Annotated in this window: 16 protein-coding genes and 1 pseudogene; 9 read left to right on the top strand and 8 right to left on the bottom strand. The window is 75.0% G+C overall.

Annotated features, from left to right (window positions below):
• Positions 1-37: 37 nt before the first annotated feature.
• Both ACZ462_RS28040 and ACZ462_RS28035 read right to left on the bottom strand, forming a co-directional pair.
• Positions 38-787: an ABC transporter permease gene (locus ACZ462_RS28040; RefSeq protein ID WP_467805277.1), complete on the bottom strand. Its 750-nt coding sequence runs from the start codon at positions 785-787 to the stop codon at positions 38-40.
• A 32-nt stretch (positions 788-819) separates the two neighbouring features.
• Positions 820-1,728: an ABC transporter ATP-binding protein gene (locus ACZ462_RS28035; protein WP_467805276.1), complete on the bottom strand. Its 909-nt coding sequence runs from the start codon at positions 1,726-1,728 to the stop codon at positions 820-822.
• A 109-nt stretch (positions 1,729-1,837) separates the two neighbouring features.
• Here ACZ462_RS28035 and ACZ462_RS28030 point away from each other — a divergent pair, with 109 nt between their 5' ends.
• From ACZ462_RS28030 to ACZ462_RS28020, 3 genes are all read left to right on the top strand, one after another.
• Positions 1,838-3,025 carry a sensor histidine kinase gene (locus tag ACZ462_RS28030; RefSeq protein WP_467805274.1) on the top strand — a complete coding sequence of 396 codons (1,188 nt, stop codon included), beginning with the start codon at positions 1,838-1,840 and terminating at the stop codon, positions 3,023-3,025.
• Positions 3,026-3,029: 4 nt separating this feature from the next.
• Positions 3,030-3,680 carry a response regulator transcription factor gene (locus tag ACZ462_RS28025; RefSeq protein WP_467805273.1) on the top strand — a complete coding sequence of 217 codons (651 nt, stop codon included), beginning with the start codon at positions 3,030-3,032 and terminating at the stop codon, positions 3,678-3,680.
• 109 nt (positions 3,681-3,789) lie between these two features.
• A complete protein-coding gene (locus ACZ462_RS28020) occupies positions 3,790-4,947 on the top strand; it encodes an ROK family transcriptional regulator (RefSeq protein WP_467805272.1) in 1,158 nt (385 codons plus the stop codon).
• A gap of 293 nt (positions 4,948-5,240) precedes the next feature.
• On the opposite strand, the gene ACZ462_RS28015 is transcribed toward ACZ462_RS28020, so the two are convergent.
• The gene (locus ACZ462_RS28015) at positions 5,241-5,996 is read right to left on the bottom strand and encodes a GntR family transcriptional regulator (protein ID WP_467805270.1); all 756 of its coding nucleotides are present in this window, start codon (positions 5,994-5,996) and stop codon (positions 5,241-5,243) included.
• A 378-nt stretch (positions 5,997-6,374) separates the two neighbouring features.
• Between ACZ462_RS28015 and ACZ462_RS28010 the strand changes: the two genes are divergently transcribed.
• The 3 genes from ACZ462_RS28010 to ACZ462_RS28000 all read left to right on the top strand — a co-directional run bounded on the left by ACZ462_RS28010 (position 6,375) and on the right by ACZ462_RS28000 (position 10,677).
• The gene (locus ACZ462_RS28010) at positions 6,375-7,226 is read left to right on the top strand and encodes an alpha/beta fold hydrolase (protein ID WP_467805268.1); all 852 of its coding nucleotides are present in this window, start codon (positions 6,375-6,377) and stop codon (positions 7,224-7,226) included.
• A 122-nt stretch (positions 7,227-7,348) separates the two neighbouring features.
• A complete protein-coding gene (locus ACZ462_RS28005; RefSeq protein ID WP_467805267.1) occupies positions 7,349-8,779 on the top strand; it encodes a GNAT family N-acetyltransferase in 1,431 nt (476 codons plus the stop codon).
• A 191-nt stretch (positions 8,780-8,970) separates the two neighbouring features.
• On the top strand, positions 8,971-10,677 hold the full coding sequence (locus ACZ462_RS28000) for a DUF885 domain-containing protein (RefSeq protein ID WP_467805265.1): 1,707 nt from the start codon (positions 8,971-8,973) through the stop codon (positions 10,675-10,677).
• Between the two features lie 67 nt (positions 10,678-10,744).
• On the opposite strand, the gene ACZ462_RS27995 is transcribed toward ACZ462_RS28000, so the two are convergent.
• Positions 10,745-11,296: a rhodanese-like domain-containing protein gene (locus tag ACZ462_RS27995; protein WP_467805264.1), complete on the bottom strand. Its 552-nt coding sequence runs from the start codon at positions 11,294-11,296 to the stop codon at positions 10,745-10,747.
• Positions 11,297-11,391: 95 nt separating this feature from the next.
• Here ACZ462_RS27995 and ACZ462_RS27990 point away from each other — a divergent pair, with 95 nt between their 5' ends.
• Complete coding sequence (locus ACZ462_RS27990; RefSeq protein ID WP_344331736.1) at positions 11,392-11,838, top strand: Lrp/AsnC family transcriptional regulator; 447 nt, start codon at positions 11,392-11,394, stop codon at positions 11,836-11,838.
• Here ACZ462_RS27990 and ACZ462_RS27985 read toward each other — a convergent pair.
• The 3 genes from ACZ462_RS27985 to ACZ462_RS27975 form a co-directional block, all read right to left on the bottom strand.
• Positions 11,828-14,839: an AAA family ATPase gene (locus ACZ462_RS27985; protein WP_467805263.1), complete on the bottom strand. Its 3,012-nt coding sequence runs from the start codon at positions 14,837-14,839 to the stop codon at positions 11,828-11,830. The genes ACZ462_RS27990 and ACZ462_RS27985 overlap by 11 nt on opposite strands.
• Entirely contained in the window at positions 14,836-16,005 is a 1,170-nt protein-coding gene (locus ACZ462_RS27980; RefSeq protein WP_467805261.1) for an exonuclease SbcCD subunit D, read from the bottom strand. The genes ACZ462_RS27985 and ACZ462_RS27980 overlap by 4 nt, the downstream gene beginning before the upstream one ends.
• 214 nt (positions 16,006-16,219) lie before the next feature.
• Positions 16,220-16,846 carry a YigZ family protein gene (locus ACZ462_RS27975; RefSeq protein ID WP_467805260.1) on the bottom strand — a complete coding sequence of 209 codons (627 nt, stop codon included), beginning with the start codon at positions 16,844-16,846 and terminating at the stop codon, positions 16,220-16,222.
• Between the two features lie 174 nt (positions 16,847-17,020).
• Here ACZ462_RS27975 and ACZ462_RS27970 point away from each other — a divergent pair.
• Positions 17,021-17,425, top strand: a pseudogene (locus ACZ462_RS27970) (CoA-binding protein); the annotation flags it as partial.
• A 17-nt stretch (positions 17,426-17,442) separates the two neighbouring features.
• Here the strand turns inward: ACZ462_RS27970 and ACZ462_RS27965 are convergent.
• The gene (locus ACZ462_RS27965; RefSeq protein ID WP_467805258.1) at positions 17,443-18,021 is read right to left on the bottom strand and encodes a helix-turn-helix domain-containing protein; all 579 of its coding nucleotides are present in this window, start codon (positions 18,019-18,021) and stop codon (positions 17,443-17,445) included.
• A gap of 106 nt (positions 18,022-18,127) precedes the next feature.
• On the opposite strand from ACZ462_RS27965, the gene ACZ462_RS27960 reads away from it, so the two are divergent.
• Entirely contained in the window at positions 18,128-18,994 is an 867-nt protein-coding gene (locus ACZ462_RS27960) for an EamA family transporter (protein WP_467805365.1), read from the top strand.
• The last annotated feature ends 2 nt before the right edge of the window (positions 18,995-18,996 follow it).

The raw sequence follows: 18,996 nt of genomic DNA, 5'->3' as shown, positions 1-18,996 counted from the left end.
GAGCCGCCACTGACAACTGGCGTGCCGTCACGTCCTGTCAGGCGTCCCGACGGCGGATCGCCAGCCAGCCCGCCGTCAGCGCGGCGAGCGCCCACAGCGCACTCACACCCAGCCCGGTCCACGGACCGAGTGCCCCGTGCTCCACGCCCCGCAGCACCATCTGCCCGGCGCGGTCGGGCAGATACTGCGCCGGTCCTCCCACGAGCCCGCCGACGACGAAGGAGACGACGAGTATCAGCGGTATGAGCAGGCCCAGAACGAGAGTCCCGCTGCGCAGGACCGCTGTGAGGCCGGCCGCGAACAGGGCCATCCCCATCAGGTAGAGGCCGCTGCCGACGATGGCCCGGCCCGCGCCGGGTGTGCCCCATCCCGGCGCGGACGCCCCGCCGAGTGCCTGGACGGCCGCGAAGGAGGCGAGCCCAGCGGCCGATCCGACGGCAAGGGCCAGGGCGGCGGCCACTGCCGCTTTGGAGAGGTAGAACCGCGTGCGGTTCGGAACAGAGGTGAGGGATACGCGCAGTCCGCCGTTGTGGAACTCGGCGGCGAAGACGCTCGCGCCGAAGGCTATGGCCGCGATCTGGCCGAAGTTGATGCCGAAGAAGGCGGCGAACAGGGGGTCCTCGCCGAGGCTGCCGTCCTCCACGGTGCCTGCGGCTGCGGACAGCGCCTGAATGCCGACAGTGGTGACGAATATCGCGGCCAAGGCCCCGACGGTGCCCCGCAGCGACCGTATCTTGATCCATTCCGCCTGTAGGGCGGGGCGGGTGGGAAGGGCGGTTCCGTACACGGCAGGTCTCCTCTGGTGTAGGGATGGCGGTGTCAGTGGGCGGCGGTGAATTCCGCATGGTCCGCGGTGAGGTCGAGGTAGGCCTGCTCCAGCGAGACCTGCTCGTCGGCCAGTTCGAGCACGGGTATGCCCTCGCGTGCTGCGAGTGCTCCGATCCGTTCCGCCCGGGCCCCTTCGACGGTCCAGTGGCCCGCGCCCTCCACCGGATCCAGGCCGGCTTCGGCGAGCGCCGCCCGCAGGCGGCCCGGCTCCGAGGTCCGCAGCCGGACGCGCGGCGTGCTGCGCTCCTCGATGAACGCCGCAGTCGGAGTATCGGCGAGCAGCCTGCCCCGGCCCAGGATGACGAGGTGGTCGGCGAAGGCTGCGGTCTCCGACATCAGGTGGCTGGAGACGAGCACGGTCCGGCCCTCTGCGGCGAGGCCGCGCATCAGCTCCCGGATCCAGATGATGCCCTCCGGGTCGAGGCCGTTGGCGGGCTCGTCGAGCAGGATGACGCCGGGGTCGCCGAGGAGGGCGGCCGCTATGCCGAGCCGCTGCCGCATCCCCAGCGAGTACGTCTTGATCCTCCGGCCGGCGGCGGGCGCGATACCGGTCCGCTCCAGTACCTCCTCCACTCGTCGCCCCGGGATGCGGTTGGCTGCCGCCAGGGCGCGCAGGTGGCTGCGGGCGGTCCGCGAGCCGTGCGCGGCGTGGGCGTCGAGCAGGGCACCGACGCGCAGGAGGGGTTGTTCGAGGTCGGTGTATCGGTGGCCGCCGACGGTGGCCGTGCCGGACGTCGCCCGGTCAAGGCCCAGCAGGAGCCGGAGGGTGGTCGACTTCCCGGCGCCGTTGGGGCCGAGGAAGCCCGTCACCCGGCCGGGAAGGACATCGAAGGTGAGCTTGTCCACGGCGGTCTTCGCGCCGTATTCCTTGGTCAGGGCCCGTATGTGGATCGTGTTCATGCCTCAAGGTTCGCCGCGGCCGGCGTCCTCGATCCTCCCCCGCGCGGGGGGACCGTCTCCCCCGTGCGGGGGAGGAGCCGCGTGCCTGCCCGCTGACACGATGGGGGCCATGAACCGACTGATCAGGGCGCCTCTCCAACCGCTCACCTACTCGCGCTGGTTGCACCTGTGCGTGCCCCTGCTGCTGGTGGCGCTGTGGGGGTTCATAGACCCGCGGCACCTGTGGGTTCCCGCCCTGGTGATCGCGCCGCTCGGTCTGCTGCCGCGGGTGCGGATGGCCGAGGGCCTGCAGGCCCGCTTCCTGCTCACACCCGACGAATGGAGCTCCGGCGAAGGCACCATATCGGCGTCCCCGTCGAAGCGGTGGGGGGACCGGTGGCGGACGGTCCTGTGGCTGGAGGTGCGCATGCTGCTTGCGGCCGCAGCGATGTTCGCGACCGTCGTCCTCGCGATGGCCACCGTCGAACTGCTTGCCCTCGCCTTCGGCTTCCCCTTGGAGAACGCGGAGGTGCTGCCGGTGCTGCCGCCGCGCTGGCTGGCCGCCCTGCTCGTCCCGCTGCCTCCGCTGGCGCTGGTCACGGTGGTGCACCTGATGGGCGACCTGGTCACTCTCGTCGCGGTGCGGCTGTTGGGGCCGTCGGCCGCGGACCGGCTGTCCGTTCTGGAAGAGCGGACCGAGCAGCTGCTGGAGCGCACGCGGATCGCGCGGGAGCTGCACGACACGATCGGGCACGCGCTGACAGTCGCGGTGGTGCAGGCTGGCGCGGCGCGCGCTGCGGGTGATCCTGCTTTCACAGAGCGGGCGTTGAGCGCGATCGAGGAGACGGGCCGCGCCGCCCTGGAGGACCTGGAGCGCGTGCTGGTGGTGCTGCGGCATTCGGGGTCCCGGCCGTCCCAGCGCCCCACCCTCGCGGATGCCAGCCGGCTGCTGGAGTCCACGCGGGCCTCGGGTGCGGAGGTGGACGCGGAATTGGCCGGGCCGCTGGAGTCGCTGCCGGAGCCCGTTTCCCAGGAGGCGTACCGGATCCTGCAGGAGGCGCTGACGAACGTCCTGCGCCACTGCGGACCGGTTCCGGTGCGGGTCCGGGTGGAGGCGAAGAAGGGAGGACTTGAGTTGGAGGTGACCAACCCGCTGTCGGCCGACACGGAGGCGGCCGGGCCGGGCACCAGCGGGACAGGGAGCGGGCTGCGGGGGATACGGCAGCGGGCGGCCCTGCTCGGCGGGACCGCCGACACGGGTCCGCATGCAGGGCGGTGGAGGGTCAGGGCACGGCTGCCGTTGAAGGGCATAGGCTGAGCGGATGTCTGTCACGGTTCTGCTCGTCGACGACGAGCCGCTGGTGCGCGCGGGTCTGCGCGCTGTGCTGGACGCCCAACCCGACATCGAGGTGGTCGGCGAGGCCGCGGACGGGGCGGCCGTGATCCCGCTGGTGCGGCAGCTCCGGCCGGACGTGGTGGCCATGGACGTGCGGATGCCGCTGCTGGACGGCATCGAGGCGACCAAGGCGGTGCTGAAGAGTATTGACGAACCGCCGAAGATCCTCGTGGTGACGACCTTCGAGAACGACGAGTACGTGTACCGGGCGCTGCGGGCGGGGGCAGACGGGTTCCTGCTGAAGCGGGCCCGACCGTCCGAGATCGTGCACGCGGTGCGGCTGGTCGCGGAAGGGGAGACCCTCCTCTTCCCTGCGGCGGTGCGGTCGCTCGCCGCGGAGTACGGCACGAGTCCGGCGCGGGCCCGGCTGGAGCGGGCGGCATTGACGGAGAGGGAGGAGGAAGTGCTGCGGCGGATGGCGCGGGGGATGACGAACGCGGAGATCGCGGCCGAGATGTTCGTGGGGGCCGAGACCGTGAAGTCCCATGTGAGTGCGGTGCTCGCGAAGCTGGGGGCGCGGGACCGGACGCAGGCGGTGATCGCGGCGTACGAGTCGGGGTTCGTCGCCCCGGCCTGAGAGGGCGGAGCCGCCCTCCGCGGGGTGCGGCCAGGGGGCGCTTCTCGCCGCTGCCGCGGGCGGGCAGTACGATCCGGCTGACAGGCTCGCCGGCTGGGAGGAAACGACGTTGGGGCAGCTGACCGGCGGGGATCCCTCTCTGCTCCGGCGGATCAACTCGGCCGTGGTGCTGCGCGCGCTGCGGGCCGCGCAGTCGCCGACGCTCACCGATCTCACGCGGGTGACCGGGCTCTCCCGGCCGACCGTCGAGGGCGTCGTGGAGCAGCTGATGGGCACGGGGCTCGTTGTGGAGGCGGAGGCCGAGGAGGGTGCCAGGCGCCAGGGGCGGCCTGCCCGCCGCTTCCGGTTCCGGGCGGAGGCGGGGCATCTGCTCGGCATCGAGATCGGCTCGCACCGGATCGCGGTGCTGCTGTCCGGGCTGGACGGCCGGGTGATCGGGGCCGGTACGAAGGACGTCGCCGAGACGGCGCCGGCGGACGAGCGGCTCGACAGGGTCCGTGCGGCGGTGGCCGATCTGCTGCGGAGGGCCGGGGTGCCCCGGGACTCGCTGCGGGCGGTCGGCGTGGGCAGTCCGGGGATCGTCGAGGCGGACGGCACCGTGCGCCTGGGCACGGCCCTGCCGGGGTGGACGGGGCTGCCGCTCGGCGAGCGGCTGCGGAGGTCGTTCCGCTGTCCGGTGCAGGTGGAGAACGACGCGAATGCGGCGGCGCTCGCCGAGCACTGGAAGGGGGCGGCGCAGGACACCGACGACATGGTGTTCGTGATGGCCGGCCTCAGCCCGGGGGCTGGTTCGCTGATCGGCGGACGGCTGCACCGCGGGTACGGCGGGGCGGCGGGCGAGATCGGTGCGCTGCATCTGCTGGGGCGGGAAGTGACGCCCGAGAAACTGCTCTCGACGACGGGCGAGCCGCTGCACCCGTTGGACGAGCAGGCCGTGGCCGAGGTGTTCGCCATGGCCCAGCGCGGGGACGAGCAGGCAGTGGCCGCGGTGGACCGCTTCATCCAGCGGCTCGTACACGACGTGGCCGCGCTGGTGCTGGCCATGGACCCCGAGCTGGTGGTCGTGGGCGGCTGGGCCGCCGGACTGGACGGCGTCCTGGACCCGCTGCGACGGGAGCTGGAGCGCTACTGCCTGCGTCCGCCGCGGGTCGCACAGTCCCTGCTCGGCGAGGCCGCGGTGGCGACCGGTGCCCTGCGGCTGGCGCTGGACCAGGTCGAGGAGGAGCTGTTCGCCGTGGAGAAGTCCGTGACCTCCCGCCGCCGCTGAGCTGCCGGCGGGCCGCCGCGCGGCGCCCCGTCGCCTGTACCGCCCTCCCCTCCTGCCTCCCCTCCCCCGTCACACTCCCGATCCCGGTCCCGCGGTCGCGGTGCTCCCCCGGCCCCGGGGGGGGGGGGGGGAGGGGGGGGGGGGGGGGGGGGGGGGGGGGGGGGGGGGGGGGGGGGGGGGGGGGGGGGGGGGGTGGGAGGTTCGTCCCCCCCCCCTCCCCCCCCCCCCCCCCCCCCCCCCCCCCCCCCCCCCCCCCCCCCCCTCCCCCCCCCCCCCCCCGGGGCCGCGTGGGGTCAGGAGGCGGCGCGGTCCTCGTGGGTGATCTCGACGCCCGAGTCGCCGAAGGTGAGGCGGCAGGTGTCGGCGCGGTACGTGGCGACGGAGACGGCGGCCGTTCCGGCGGCGGTGAAGTAGCGGGTGGTGACCACGAGGACGGGGGCGCCGGGCAGGCGGTCCAGTTCCTTGGCGTCGTCGGCGCGGGCCGAGCCGAGCTCGACGGAGCGGTCCTGGCCGTCCAGGATGAGCCGCTGGAGTTCGCGCAGGACGGCGCGGGCGCGGGCCGCTCCGGCCGGGGCGTCGATGGCGGCCAGGCCGGGCACGGAGGCGGCGGGGACGTACATCAGCTCGGCGGCGACGGACTGGCCGTGCGTGACGCGGGTCCGCCGTACGGTGTGGACGGGCTGCTCGGCGGCGGTGCCGAGGAGGCCGGCCACCGCTGCGGGCGGGAGCGCCTCGGCGGCGTCGACGGCCTCCCAGCCGTCCGCGCCCTCGCCGGGCCAGCTCTGGCGGGCTCCGCCGACGGCGACGCCGACCCGCGGCGGGGCGACGGTGGTGCCGACTCCGCGGCGGCGCTGGAGGCGGCCCTCGAGTTCGAGCTGCTCCAGGGCCTGGCGCAGGGTCGCGCGGGCCACGCCGAAGCGGGCGGCGAGGTCCCGCTCGTTCGGCAGGACCTCACCGACGGCGAAGTCGCGGTCGAGTGCCTCGCTCAGGACGGTCTTGAGGTGCCAGTACTTCGGCTCCGGCACCGTTTCCAGCTGCGTGGTCCCCACCCTCACTCCTCCTGCCATCGCTGCAATCGCCGTGTTCCAGCGGCAGTTCCGCGCCCTTGTTTATTAAAGGTTCTTGCACTATCCCTGCGACCATAGGGCGGTGCGGCACCTTGGTCAAGACCAATGGTCCCCCCTTTCCCGGGCAGACCGGGCATTCGCATCACGCCGTTCATGCGATGTTCGCGCTCGTCCCGAGCCGCCCCCGCCGGGCGTCCAGCGCCGACTCGCGCCCTGGCCGCCCTCCGACCGGCCGGCCTGCAGGCCCGCTCCGACACGCCCGCGCCACAGGCTTGTAGTGACGCCTTACCGGACGGTAATCATGACGTAGTCATTACTGACAGCCCGTCTCACACGCGTCTCCCCCCGACGAGGAGCAGCATGACCGCCACGGTTTCCTTCCCGGTCGACACGCCGCTGGGCCCCCGCACCGCCTCCGTCGCCTACGAGCGCAAGGGCTCCGGCGAACCGCTCCTCCTGCTGCACGGCATCGGTCACCACCTCCAGGCCTGGGAGCCGGTGACCGACATCCTGGCCGCCGAGCACGACGTCATCGCCGTCGACCTCCCCGGCTTCGGCACCTCCGAGCCCCTGCCGGAGGGCGTCCCCTACGACCTGCCGACGGTCGCCGCCGCCCTCGGCTCACTCTGCTCGGTGCTGGGCGCCGACCGCCCGCACGTGGTCGGCAACTCCCTCGGCGGACTCCTCGCGCTGGAAATGGGCCGCGACAGCCTGGCCCGTTCGGTGACGGCGCTCTCCCCGGCCGGCTTCTGGACCGAGGCCGAGCGCCGGTACGCCTTCGCCACCCTGCGGGCGATGCGGGTCGGCGCGATGGCCCTGCCGCTGTCGACGCTGGAGCGCCTCTCCCACAGCGCCGCCGGCCGGACCGCGCTCACCGGCACCATCTACGCCCGCCCCGCGCGCCGTTCGCCGGAGGCGGTGGTCGCCGAGACGCTGGCCCTGCGGCAGGCCACCGGATTCGAGGAGACTCTGGCGGCTGGCCGCTCGGTGCGCTTCACCGACGACGTGCCGGGCGTTCCGGTCACCATCGCCTGGGGTTCGCGGGATCGGCTGCTCCTGCCCCGCCAGGGGGTGCGGGCCAAGCACGTCGTCCGCGACGCGCGGCTGGTGCGGCTGCGCGGCTGCGGCCACGTCCCGATGAACGACGACCCCGCTCTGGTCGCCCGGGTGGTCCTGGACACCGTACGGACCAACGGCCGCCCGACGCGCTGAGACCGGCAGCAGGGACGGGCCGACCGCCCCGAAAACAGGGCGAAATCGGCCAGATGGACACTTAACCAGGCGGACACAGACCGTTCGTGATCACGCAACACCCCTCCGCCACAGTGGCGTGCATGACTGAACAGCTTTCCGCCTCCGCCCGCTCCCACCACCGCCCCCACCACCGCCACCACCACTGGCGCCGCGACGCCGTCGAGCTGGCCGCACTGTTCTGCGCCGTCGCGGTCGCCGACGGCATCGCCAACCTGGTCGTGCACGGCCCGAGCGGGCCCGCCCTGCTCGTCGCCTCGGCCGCGGCGCTCGTCGCGACGGCGGCGTTCCACACCTGGTGGGCGCGACGCCACGGCCACGCACCGCCCCCCGCGAGCACGGCGCCCTCCGATACGGGGCCCGCGGGGGCGCACGGCGACCCTGCCGCCGCTTCGCACGCGCCCGCCCCGGCCGCGGCCGCGCTGTGGCGGATGCGGACCACCGTGCGCGACGAGCCCGGCAGCCTGGCCGCGCTGTGCACGGCGCTCGCGCGGGCCGGCGTGGACATCCTCACCCTTCAGACGCACCCGCTGCCAGAGGGCGGCACCGTCGACGAGTTCCTGCTGCGCGCGCCCGGCCGGCTGCCGTCCGCCGGCCTGGCACGAGCCGTCGCGGCCGCCGGCGGCCGCGACACCTGGATCGAGCGGGCCGACGCCCACGACCTGGTCGACCCGCCGACCCGGCTGCTCGCCCTCGCCACCCGCACCGCCCTCGACGCCGCCGAACTGCCGCTGTCGCTGCGCCGGCTGCTCGGACGCTGCACCATCCACTCCGTCCCCGCGACCACTCTGTCCGGGCGCCCCAACGCGGACGCCGACGTGCCGCCCGAGGGGGTCCTGGAGTCCACCGTCATGCGGCTGCGGGATCCCTCGGGAGGGGCCATCACCGTGGAGCGGCCCCACCTTCCCTTCACCCCGACGGAGTTCGCCCGTGCCCGCGCCCTGGTCGACCTCGACGCCCGGCTCGGCCCGCGCGTCCCCCGCAGCCAGGACGTCCTCACGCTGCCCGAGGGCAACGAGATCACGGTGCGCCGCGCCGACGGCTCCGACCTTGCCGCCGCCCGCGCCATGCACGACCGCTGCTCCGAACGCACACTCGGCCTGCGCTACCACGGGCCGGTCTCGGACGCCGACCGCTACCTCGACCACCTGCTCGGCCCCCGCTTCGGCCGCACCTTGGCCGCGACCACTGCCTCCGGCAGGCTGATCGCCCTCGGCCACCTGCTGTGGGACGGGGACGAAACCGAGGTCGCCCTGCTGATCGAGGACGAGTGGCAGCGCCGCGGGATCGGCTCCGAACTGCTGCGGCGGCTCGTCGCGATGGCCGTCGAGGCGGGGTGCGGCAGCGTCTACGCCGTCACCCAGGCCTCCAACACGGGCATGGTCGCGGCGATGCGCGGCCTCGGGCTGCCCCTCGACTACCAGGTCGAGGACGGCACCCTGGTGATCACCGCCCGGCTGGAGTCCCGCGCCGCAGCCGCGCTCCCGCAGGCGCAGCAGCGGTCCGCGGACTGACCGGGCCGCACCGCGGCCGGGCGCCCGGCATACAGCCGACCCCGGTGTCCGCGGGGCAGCCGACCCCGGTGTCCGCGGGGGCAGCCCCCGCGGGCGATCCGGGCGCACGGCCGTGGCGCGACGGGCCGAAGTCCACAGGCCCACAGCGAACGCTGGTGACGCAGGGCCGCCCCCCGTACGAAGATGTCCGCATGTCAGACACCCTCCGCAGCGATGTCCCGTCCAGGCTGCCGCGACAGGTCGCCGACGCCTACGTCGACGACCTCATCGAACTCGACCCGATCACCGGCACCTACCTCGGCGCCGCGTCGAGCTCCCACCGGCTCCCGGACTTCTCCCCGGCCGGCCGCGCGGCCGTGGCCGACCTGGCCCGCACGACCCTCGCCCGCCTCGACGCCGCCGAGCGGCTGCCCGGCGCGGACAGCGACGCCGAACGGCGCTGCGCCCGCCTCCTGCGGGAGCGCCTCACCGCCGAGCTCGCGGTGTACGAGGCGGACGAGGACCTGCGCGCGGTCAGCAACATCCACTCCCCCGCGCACGCCGTCCGGGAGGTCTTCACGCTGACCCCGTCGGACACGGAAGAGGACTGGGCCGCGATCGCCCGGCGCCTACGGGCGGTCCCGGCGGCCCTGGGCGGCTACCGGGAGTGCCTGCAACTGGGCCTGGACCGCGGTCTGTACGCCGGTCCGCGCGCCACTGCCACGTTCATCGACCAGCTCGCCACCTGGGCCGGCGAGGACGGGGACGGCGCCCCGGGCTTCTTCGGCGAGTTCGCGGCCGGCGGCCCCGAGGCGCTGCGCGCCGAGCTGGCGGAGGCGGCCTCCGTCGCGACGGCCGCCGTGGCCGGCCTGAAGGCGTGGATGGTGCGGGTGTATGCCCCGGCGATCGCGGGAGCGCCCGACCCGGTGGGCCGCGAGCGGTACGCCCGCTGGTCGCGCTACTACAACGGCACCGACCTCGACCTGGACGAGGCGTACGCGTACGGCTGGTCGGAGTACCACCGGCTGCTCGCCGAGATGAAGACCGAGGCGGGCAGGATCCTGCCGGGCGCGGGCCCGTGGGAGGCGCTGCGGCACCTGGACGAGCACGGCACCCACATCGAGGGCGTCGAGGAGGTCAGGGCCTGGCTGCAGGGCCTGATGGACGAGGCCGTCGAGAACCTGGACGGCACCCACTTCGAACTCGCCGAGCGGGTCAAGCGGGTCGAGTCGATGATCGCGCCGCCGGGCGGGGCGGCGGCCCCGTACTACACCAATCCGTCCGAGGACTTCTCGCGCCCCGGCCGGACCTGGCTGCCGACGATGGGGCAGACCCGCTTCCCCGTGTACGACCTGGTCTCCACCTGGTACCACGAGGGCGTTCCGGGCCACCACCTGCAGCTGGCGCAGTGGACGCACGTCGCCGACCGGCTCTCCCGCTACCAGGCGGGCGTCGGCATGGTCAGCGCAAACGTCGAGGGCTGGGCGCTGTACGCGGAGCGCCTGATGGACGAGCTGGGCTACTTCAAGGACGCCGAGCAGCGCCTGGGCTACCTGGACTGCCAGATGATGCGCGCGGCGCGGGTCATCGTGGACATCGGCATGCACCTGGGCCTGGAGATCCCGGCCGACTCGCCGTTCCACCCGGGCGAGCGGTGGACGGTGGAACTGGCGCAGGAGTTCTTCATGCTGCACAACAGCCGGTCGGCGGAGTTCATCGAGAGCGAGGTGACGCGCTACCTGTCGATGCCGGGGCAGGCGATCGGCTACAAGCTGGGCGAGCGCGCCTGGCTCCTGGGCCGGGACAACGCCCGCGCCGCGCACGGCGATGCGTTCGACCTGAAGGCGTGGCACATGGCGGCGCTTTCGCAGGGCTCGCTGGGCCTGGACGACCTGGTGGAGGAGCTGTCCCGCCTGTAGCGGCCGGGGGCCGCCGGCGTGATCGGCGGCCCCGTTCCCGGCACTTCCCGGCGGGGGGGCGGGCGGCTCAGCAGCCGCAGTTGTCCGCGGCGGTCGGCGCGGTCAGGGGGTCGGCCTCGGCCCGCTGCTGCGGGCCCTGCCAGGTCCCGACCTCGAAGCCCTCGCGGATCCAGTACTCGATGCCGCCGAGCATCTCCTTGACCTGGAAGCCGAGTCGGGCCAGGGCGAGGGCGGAGCGGGTGGCGCCGTTGCAGCCGGGGCCCCAGCAGTACGTGACCACGGGCACGGACTTGTCGAGGACGCGCTCGGCCTGCTCGGGGATGAGCGCCGTGGGCAGGTGGACGGCGCCCGGGATGTGCGCCTGGTCCCAGGCCGCGGTGGAGCGGGAGTCGACCAGCTGGAAGCCGAGGTCCGCGCCCTCCTCGCGGTGGGCGCGGAAGGCGGCGGCGACGTCGGCCACGTCCGCGTGGAAGGCGAGGCCGGCGGCGAAGTAGGCGGCGGCCGCGGCGGGCGCCGCCGGGGGAACCCGCAGGACGGGGTTCGCAGGCGCGGCGGCCGACTGGGCGTCGGAGGTGGCGGCGTCGGCGGCGTCGGCGGCGGGCTTCGGTGTCGTCGTCATGGACAGGAATCTACGGCCGCGAATGATCACCGCGGAAGGGACTTTCCCCGGCCCTCCCCTTGTTCTGCCGCGGATTCCCCTGCTAAATGTGCCCCATGACCGAGTATTCCCCTGACGCCACGGACTGGCGCATCCTCGCGGCCCTCCAGGAGGACGGCCGCGCCAGCTTCGCCGAGCTCGCCCGGGCGGTGTCGATGTCCGCGAGCGCCGTCACGGAGCGGGTGCGCCGCCTGGAGGAGGCGGGGGTGATCACCGGGTACACGGCGGTGGTGGACCCCGAGAAGCTGGGGAAGTCCATTCTGGCGCTGGTCCGGCTGCGCTACCCGCACGGCAACTACAAGCCGTTCCACGATCTGCTGGAGGCCACCCCGGAGATCCTCGAGGCGCACCATGTCACGGGCGACGACTGCTTCGTACTGAAGGTCGCCGCCCGCTCGATGGGGCATCTGGAGGAGGTGGCGGGCCGGATCTCCGGGCTCGGCTCGGTCACGACCAGTGTGGTGTACTCCTCTCCGCTGCCCCGCCGCCCGCTCAGTCCGTGACGGTCGCCGTGTGGTGGCGGACCGCCGAGCCGCCGCGCTGTTTGACGACCTCCAGCTGGGCCTGGACGCGGGTGCGCAGGTCGGCGACGTGGCTGACGATGCCGACGCTGCGGTCGCGTTCGCGCAGCGAGTCCAGGACGTCGAGGACCTCGTCGAGGGCCTGGTCGTCGAGGCTGCCGAAGCCCTCGTCGATGAAGAGGGTGTCGAGGCGTACGCCGCCTGCCTCGTCGGTGACGACGTCGGCCAGTCCGAGGGCGAGGGCGAGCGAGGCGAAGAAGGTCTCGCCGCCCGACAGGGTGGCGGTGTCGCGTTCGCGGCCGGTCCAGGCGTCCACCACGTGGAGGCCGAGGCCGGAGCGGCCGCGTCCGCTCGCCTTGGCGTCGGAGTGGACGAGGGTGTAGCGGCCGCCCGACATGCGCAGCAGCCGTACCGACGCGGCGGCCGCGACCTGCTCCAGGCGCGCGGCCAGGACGTACGCCTCCAGCCGCATCTTCCGCTCGTTGTCCGCGGAGGTGCCCGCGGTCAGCGCCGCCAGCCGGGCGACCCGCTCGTACGCCTCCCGCAGCGGGCCGAGGGCGCGCAGTTCGAGGTCGGCCTGGCGGGAGAGCCGGTCCAGTTCGGCGCACCGCGTCCGGGCCGCGTCGAAGGCGGACGCGGAGGTGCGGAGCCGGGCCGCGGCCCGCTCGGCCTCCGCTTCGGCGCCGGCGGGGTCGGCGGGCGGGAGGGCGGCCGCGGCGGCGGTGTCGCTTTCGGCGCGCCGGTCGGCCAGCGTCGCCTCCTCGGCCTGCCACGCGTCGAGCCGGTGCCGCAGCGCGCTGCGCTCGTGGTCCGGGAGGACGGCGGCGGCCGCGTCCGCGACGGTGTCGAAGCCGGCTTTGAAGGCGGCGTCGGCGAGCTGGCCGTCGGCCTCCTTCAGCCGGGCGGCGGCCGCCTCGGACCGGCGCAGCGCCGCCGCGGCCGCGGTGACCATGCGGACCCGGCCCTCCAGGAGGCCGGCGCGGGCCGCGACGGTGGGGGCGTCGCCGCGTACGAGGGCCAGTTCGGCTTCGAGGGCGGCGTGTTCGCGGTCGAGGGCCTCACGCCGGGAGGCCCGGGCGGCGGCGCGGCGTTCCGCTTCGAGCCGGTCGGCGGCGCGCGCGGTGTGCTCGCGCTCGGCGCGGGCCAGCTCCTCGCGGGCCGCGTGCAGACCCGCGGCGGCGGCGTGGGCGGTGGCGTGCCGGGAGCCGAGGTCCCGGGTGAGTGCGAGGAGTTCGGCAGTGGTGGCGTCGCCGGCGGCGGCCGCGGCCTCGGCGCGGGCCTGCCGGACGGCGGCGCGCTCCCGCTCCAGCGCGGCGCGGTGCTCCTCGGCCTGCTCGTAGCGGGTGTGGGCGGCGTCCTCGGCTGCCCGGTCCACGTGCCCGGGGGCGGGGCGGGCCGGTGCGGGGTGCTCGGCCGCACCGCAGACGGTGCAGGGCTCGCCGGGCACGAGCGCGCCGGCGAGTTCGGCGGCGATGCCGCGGAGGCGGGCCTCCTTGAGCTCCAGCCAGCGTTCGCGTGCCGCGGCGGACTCCTCGCGCGCCGTGAGGAGTGCGGCGTCGGTGCGCCGGGCGTCCTCGTCCAGGGCGTCGCGGCGCCGGGCGGCGTTCAGGTGCAGCCGGGCGGGCTCCAGCCGGCCGGCGAGCTGCTCGGCGAGGGTGGCGGCCTGCTGTGCGGCGTCGACGCGGGCGGCCAGGGCGGTACGGGTCTCCTCCCAGCGGTCGAGCCACTCGGCGGATTCGCGCAGCTGCTCCTCGGCGTCGCGGGCCTCGCGCTCCAGGACGGCCCGTTCGCGGGCGGTCTCGGCGGAGCGCTGCTCGGCGCGGCGGGCGGCGCCCAGCGCCCCGAGGTCCTCGCGGAGCCGCTGCTCGACGGCGGCGAGCTGCTCGGCGCCCGCCCCGGCGAGGGAGGCGGGGAGTTCGGTGCGGGCGGCGGCCTCGGCCGCGGCGGCGGCCCGGCAGGCCGCGGAGGCGGCCTCGCGCAGGTCGAGCGCGGGCGCGACCAGGGCGGCGCGGGCGGCCCGGTCGAGGAGGTCGCGGACGTGCTGCCGTTCGGGGGCGGCCTGCTCCAGGAGGGCGGCCCGGCGGGCCGTCTCGGCGTGCCGGCGCTGGAGCCGGTCGAGTTCGCGGGCCTCCTCGGCGGCCCGGCGGGCGGCGGCGTGCCGGCCCTCGGCCGCGGCGAGTGCGTATTCGGCGACGGCGAGGCGCTCGCGGGCGGAGCAGCGGGCGACGGCCGCCCAGGCGCGGACGGCCTCGGCCAGGCCCGGGTCGCCGGGCTGCAGGCCGGGCAGCGGTCGGGCGCGCAGGTCGGCGCAGTCGCCGGCGGCCTGGGCGATCCGCTGGGCGGTGCCGAGGACCTTCTCGTCGCCGGCGCGGACCTGGGCCTCGGCGGCGCGGCGGCGCTCGGCGAGCAGGGTTTCGACGGCGGCGAAGCGGCGGGTGTCGAAGAGCCGGCCGAGGAGGCGGCCGCGTGCGTTCTCGTCGGCCCGCAGGAACCTGGCGAACTCGCCCTGAGGGAGGAGGACGACCTGGCAGAACTGCTCGCGGCTCATGCCGAGCAGCTGCTCGACCTCTTCGCCTATCTCCTGGTGGGACCTGCTCAGCCCGGTCCACTGCCGGCCGTCGTACTCGCGGAGCAGGCTCTGCGCCTTGTCGCGGGTGGTGCCGGTGCCCCGCTTCTTCGGCCGGTCCTGCTCGGGGCGCCGCGTGATCTCCAGGCGGCGGCCGCCGGCGGTGAACTCCAGGGTGACCTCGGTGGGGGTGCCGGGGTCGGCGTGGTCGCTGCGCAGGGTGGTGCCGGGGGCCTGGCGGGCGCCGGGCACGGCCCCGTACAGGGCGTAGCAGACGGCGTCGAGGACGGAGGTCTTGCCGGCTCCGGTGGGTCCGTGCAGCAGGAAGATGCCCGCGCCGGACAGGGCGTCGAAGTCGACCTCCTGGGGTGCGGCGAACGGCCCGAAGGCGGTGATGCGGAGCTGGTGGAGCCTCACCGGCGGGCCTCCTGCCCGCCGGCGGCGGCCGCGGTGCGGACGTCCTCGAAGGCGTCGCGCAGGACGGCGCGCTCCGCTTCGTCGGGGGCGCCGCCGCGGACGTGGGCGACGAAGTCCTCGGCGATCTCCTGGTCGGTGCGGCCCCGCAGCCGCTGGGCGTAGGTGGCGCCGCCGTCCTCCTCGCGGCCCTCGGGGTCGAAGGCGAGGCTGAGGGTGTGGGGGAAGCGGGCGGTGAGGCGGGCCATGGGGTCGTCGGGGCGGACGGGGTCGGTGAGGACGGCCTCGATCCAGGAGTGCTCGTGCACGGTGTGCGCGGGGTCGTCGAGGAGGTCGTCGAGCCGTCCGCGGAGCCGGGCGAGGGGCCGGGGCACGGGGGTGTCGACGCGCTCGGCGGTGATCTCGCCGGCGGGCCCGAGCTCGATGAGCCAGGTGCTCTTGCGGTGGTCGGCCTCGGAGAAGGAGTAGGCGAGGGGGGAACCGGAGTAGCGGATGCGTTCGCCGATGGTCTGGCAGCCGTGCAGGTGGCCGAGGGCCGCGTAGTCGACCCCGTCGAAGACGGAGGCCGGGACGGCCTCGACGCCTCCGACGGCGATGTCGCGTTCGCTGTCACTGGCCTGCCCGCCGGTGACGAAGGCGTGGGCGAGGACGACGGAGCGGGTGCCGGCGGACCGCCCGGCGAGGTCGGCGCGGACGCGGTCCATGGCCGCGCCGAGCACGGCCTCGTGGCCGGCCTTCGCGGCGCCGACGGTGTCCTTGACGAGGGCCGGCTCCAGGTAGGGCAGCCCGTAGACGGCGACGTCGCCGTGCTCGTCTGCCAGGAGGACCGGGTCGGCGCAGCCCTCGGGGTCGGTCCTGAGGTGGATGCCGGCCCGGCCGATGAGTCCGGCGCCGACGCCGAGGCGGCGGGCGGAGTCGTGGTTGCCGGAGATCATCACGGTGGGTACGCCGAGGTCGGCGAGCCGGTGGAGGGCGCGGTCGAACAGCTCGACGGCGGGCAGCGGGGGCACGGCCCGGTCGTAGACGTCGCCGGCGACGAGGACGGCGTCGACGCGGTGCTCGCGGACGGTGTCCACGAGGTGGTCGATGAACGCGGCTTGCGCGGCGAGCATGTTGACGCGGTGGAAGGACCGGCCGAGGTGCCAGTCCGAGGTGTGCAGGAGCCTCACTCGGCGGCTCCGCCGGCCGTTGCGCACCGCATGCCCGTCCGTCCCCCTGGTCGCCCGCTGCCGATGAACCCGCCGGATGGACCCCTCCGATGGGCCCCCCTACGCTAACGCCTCGCCCGCGGCCCGGACCGCCGTTCGGGGGTGGTCGGGCAGGGCGGTGAGACGAACGTCTCAATCGGGGCGAACCGCCCTCGCGGGGTCCGCGGGCCCGGTGTCAGGCGGCGTACGTCTCCCCGCCGAGGGTGAGCACGGCCGTGCCGGCGGTGGTGTCGGCGAGCCAGGCCTCGAAGGCGGGCAGGTCCGCCTCGGGCAGGGCGACCTCGATCTCGACGGCGGCGCCGTAGCGCAGCCCGACGACGGTCCGCCCGGTGGAGCGCAGGTCGTTCTGGGTCTTGCCGGCGCGCTGGTGGTCGACGGTGACGGTGGCCAGCCGGTAGCGGCGGCGGGTGACGGTGCCGAGCTCGTCGAGGGCCTCCCCGACGACCCCGCCGTAGGCCCGGATGAGCCCGCCGGCGCCGAGCTTGACGCCGCCGTAGTAGCGGGTGACGACGGCGACCGCGTACCGGATGTCGCGACGCATCAGCATCTGGAGCATCGGGACGCCGGCGGTGCCGCCGGGCTCGCCGTCGTCGCTGGCCTTCTGGACGGCGGCGTCGGCGCCGATGACGTACGCGTAGCAGTTGTGCGTGGCGGCGGGGTGCTCGCGGCGGATGCGGGCGACGAAGTCCTGCGCCTCCCGCTCGGTCGCCGCGGGGGCGAGCGAGCACAGGAAGCGCGAGCGGTTGATCTCGCTCTCGTGCACGCCCTCGCGGGCCACCGTCGCGTACTGGTCTGACTTCACCGCTCCACCCTAAGCCGTGCCCGGAGGCGGTCCGAGGCCACCACCCGGGGCACCGCCGGCCGGCCCTGCGTCCCCGCGCCGGTGGCGCGGGGAATCGGGCGGGCCTCCCGGCCGTTGTGCGGGTGCGGCCCGTCGGCGGCCGTGACCGGCAGGCATCGCACAGGAGGCGCATCCGTGTACGGCGACCCGACAACCATCCGCAGGATCCTCACCGAGCTCGGCGACACCTGGGCCGTGGTGGGCCTGTCCAACAACACCGGCCGGGCCGCCTACGGGGTGGCGCGGGAGCTGCGGCGGTTCGGCAAGCGGGTGGTGCCCGTGCACCCGAAGGCCGAGACCGTGCACGGCGAGCAGGGGTACGCCTCGCTCGCGGAGATCCCGTTCAAGGTCGACGTGGTGGACGTGTTCGTCAACAGCTCCCTGGCGGGTCGGGTCGCGGACGAGGCCGTCGCCGCGGGCGCGGACGCCGTGTGGTTCCAGTTGGGCGTGGTGGACGAGGCGGCGTTCGCCCGCACCCGCGCGGCGGGGCTGGACATGGTCATGGACCGGTGCCCCGCGATCGAGATCGGCGCTGCGGGCGTAGCCCGGCCCGGCCGTCATGGCCCGGCGACGGGCGGGATCGAGACGGCGAGGGTCATCTCCACGGGTACGCCGCCCTCGTTGCGGTAGGAGTGGGGGGCGTTGGCCTCGAAGGAGACGGCGCCGCCCGCGGGCACCGCGTACCGCTCGTCGGCGACGACGAGGCTCAGCTCGCCCGCGGTGACGTGGAGCATCTCGAAGGTTCCGGCCGGGTGCGGGTCGGAGTCGGCGGCCTCGCCGGGCTCCAGGCGGTAGCTCCACATCTCGACCGGTCCGCGCCGGTCGTCGCCGAGGAGCATGCTGGCGCGGCTGCCCGCCTCAGTGGACCACATGCGTACGCCCTGCCCCGGGAGCACCACGTGCACCTGGGGGGTGCGGTCCCGGTCCAGGAGGGTGGTGATGCTGACCCCGAGGGCGTCGGCGAGCTTGACCGTGGTGCCGACGCTGGGGTTCGTACGGGCCTGCTCGATCTGGATGATCATGCCGCGGCTGACCCCCGCGCGGGCGGCCAGCGCCTCCAGGGTGAAGCCCCGCTCGCCGCGCCAGTACCGGAGGTTGCGGGCGAGGGCGTGGGTGAGCTGTTCGAGATCCGACACGTTCCGTCCAATATCCTGGATGCCGCAGTCCAACAGGATGAACTATCGTGCGGCGTATCAGACGCTGCACTCCGCGTTCACCGCACTGTACTGCGAGGCCCCGCCCATGACCGCCCTCTTCGCCTTGGCCACAGCCGTGCTGTGGGGACTCGCCGACTTCGGGGGCGGGCTGCTCACCCGTCGGCTGCCGGCGCTGACGGTGGTCGTCGCGTCGCAGGTCCTCGCCGTGCTGGCCCTCGGCGCGGTCGTCCTGGGGACCGCCGCCTGGCGGGAGGCCGGGCCGCAGCTGTGGTTCGCGGTCGCCGCCGGCCTGGTGGGGCCGGTCGCGATGCTCAGCTTCTACAAGGCTCTCGCCCTCGGTCCGATGGGCGTGGTCTCGCCACTCGGCTCGCTCGGCGTGGTCGTCCCGGTCGGCGTCGGGCTGGCGCTGGGCGAGGAGCCGGGGGCGGGCCAGTTCGCCGGGATCGCCATCGCCGTCGTCGGCATCGTACTCGCGGGCGGCCCCGAGCTGCGCGGCGCGCCGGTGCAGCGCCGGGCGGTGGTGCTGACCCTGGTCGCGGCCTTCGGGTTCGGCGCCGTGATGGCCCTGATCTCGCACGCGTCGACGAACGTCGCCGGCCTGTTCCTCGCCCTGTTCGTGCAGCGCGTCGTGAACGTGGCCGCCGGCGGCGCGGCCCTGTGGGTGCAGGTGCGGCGCGGCTCCCCCGCGCTCCCGGAGGGCACCGGGCCGCGGACGCTGTGGCGGCTGCTGCCCGCGCTCGCCTTCGTCGGGCTCGCCGACGTCGCCGCCAACGGCACGTACTCCGTGGCCGCCCAGAACGGCCCGGTCACCGTCGCCGCCGTGCTCTCCTCGCTGTACCCGGTGGTCACGGCGCTCGCCGCGTACGCCGTGCTCCGGGAGCGGCTGCGCGCGGTCCAGGCGGCCGGCGCCGGCCTCGCCCTCGCAGGAACGGTTCTCCTGGCCGCCGGATAGTG

This window comes from Streptomyces sp. NPDC031121 (assembly GCF_055570615.1).
The sequence above is the reverse complement of the archived record's forward strand: the minus strand, read 5'-3'. Positions and strand labels throughout refer to the sequence as shown.

Coding starts and splice junctions, on each gene's coding strand:
- ACZ462_RS28025 (WP_467805273.1), top strand. CDS start 3,030: ATGTCTGTCACGGTTCTGCTCGTCGACGACGAGCCGCTGGTGCGCGCG.
- ACZ462_RS27995 (WP_467805264.1), bottom strand. CDS start 11,296: ATGACGACGACACCGAAGCCCGCCGCCGACGCCGCCGACGCCGCCACC.
- ACZ462_RS28035 (WP_467805276.1), bottom strand. CDS start 1,728: ATGAACACGATCCACATACGGGCCCTGACCAAGGAATACGGCGCGAAG.
- ACZ462_RS27990 (WP_344331736.1), top strand. CDS start 11,392: ATGACCGAGTATTCCCCTGACGCCACGGACTGGCGCATCCTCGCGGCC.
- ACZ462_RS28030 (WP_467805274.1), top strand. CDS start 1,838: ATGAACCGACTGATCAGGGCGCCTCTCCAACCGCTCACCTACTCGCGC.
- ACZ462_RS28005 (WP_467805267.1), top strand. CDS start 7,349: ATGACTGAACAGCTTTCCGCCTCCGCCCGCTCCCACCACCGCCCCCAC.
- ACZ462_RS27960 (WP_467805365.1), top strand. CDS start 18,128: ATGACCGCCCTCTTCGCCTTGGCCACAGCCGTGCTGTGGGGACTCGCC.
- ACZ462_RS28000 (WP_467805265.1), top strand. CDS start 8,971: ATGTCAGACACCCTCCGCAGCGATGTCCCGTCCAGGCTGCCGCGACAG.
- ACZ462_RS28010 (WP_467805268.1), top strand. CDS start 6,375: ATGACCGCCACGGTTTCCTTCCCGGTCGACACGCCGCTGGGCCCCCGC.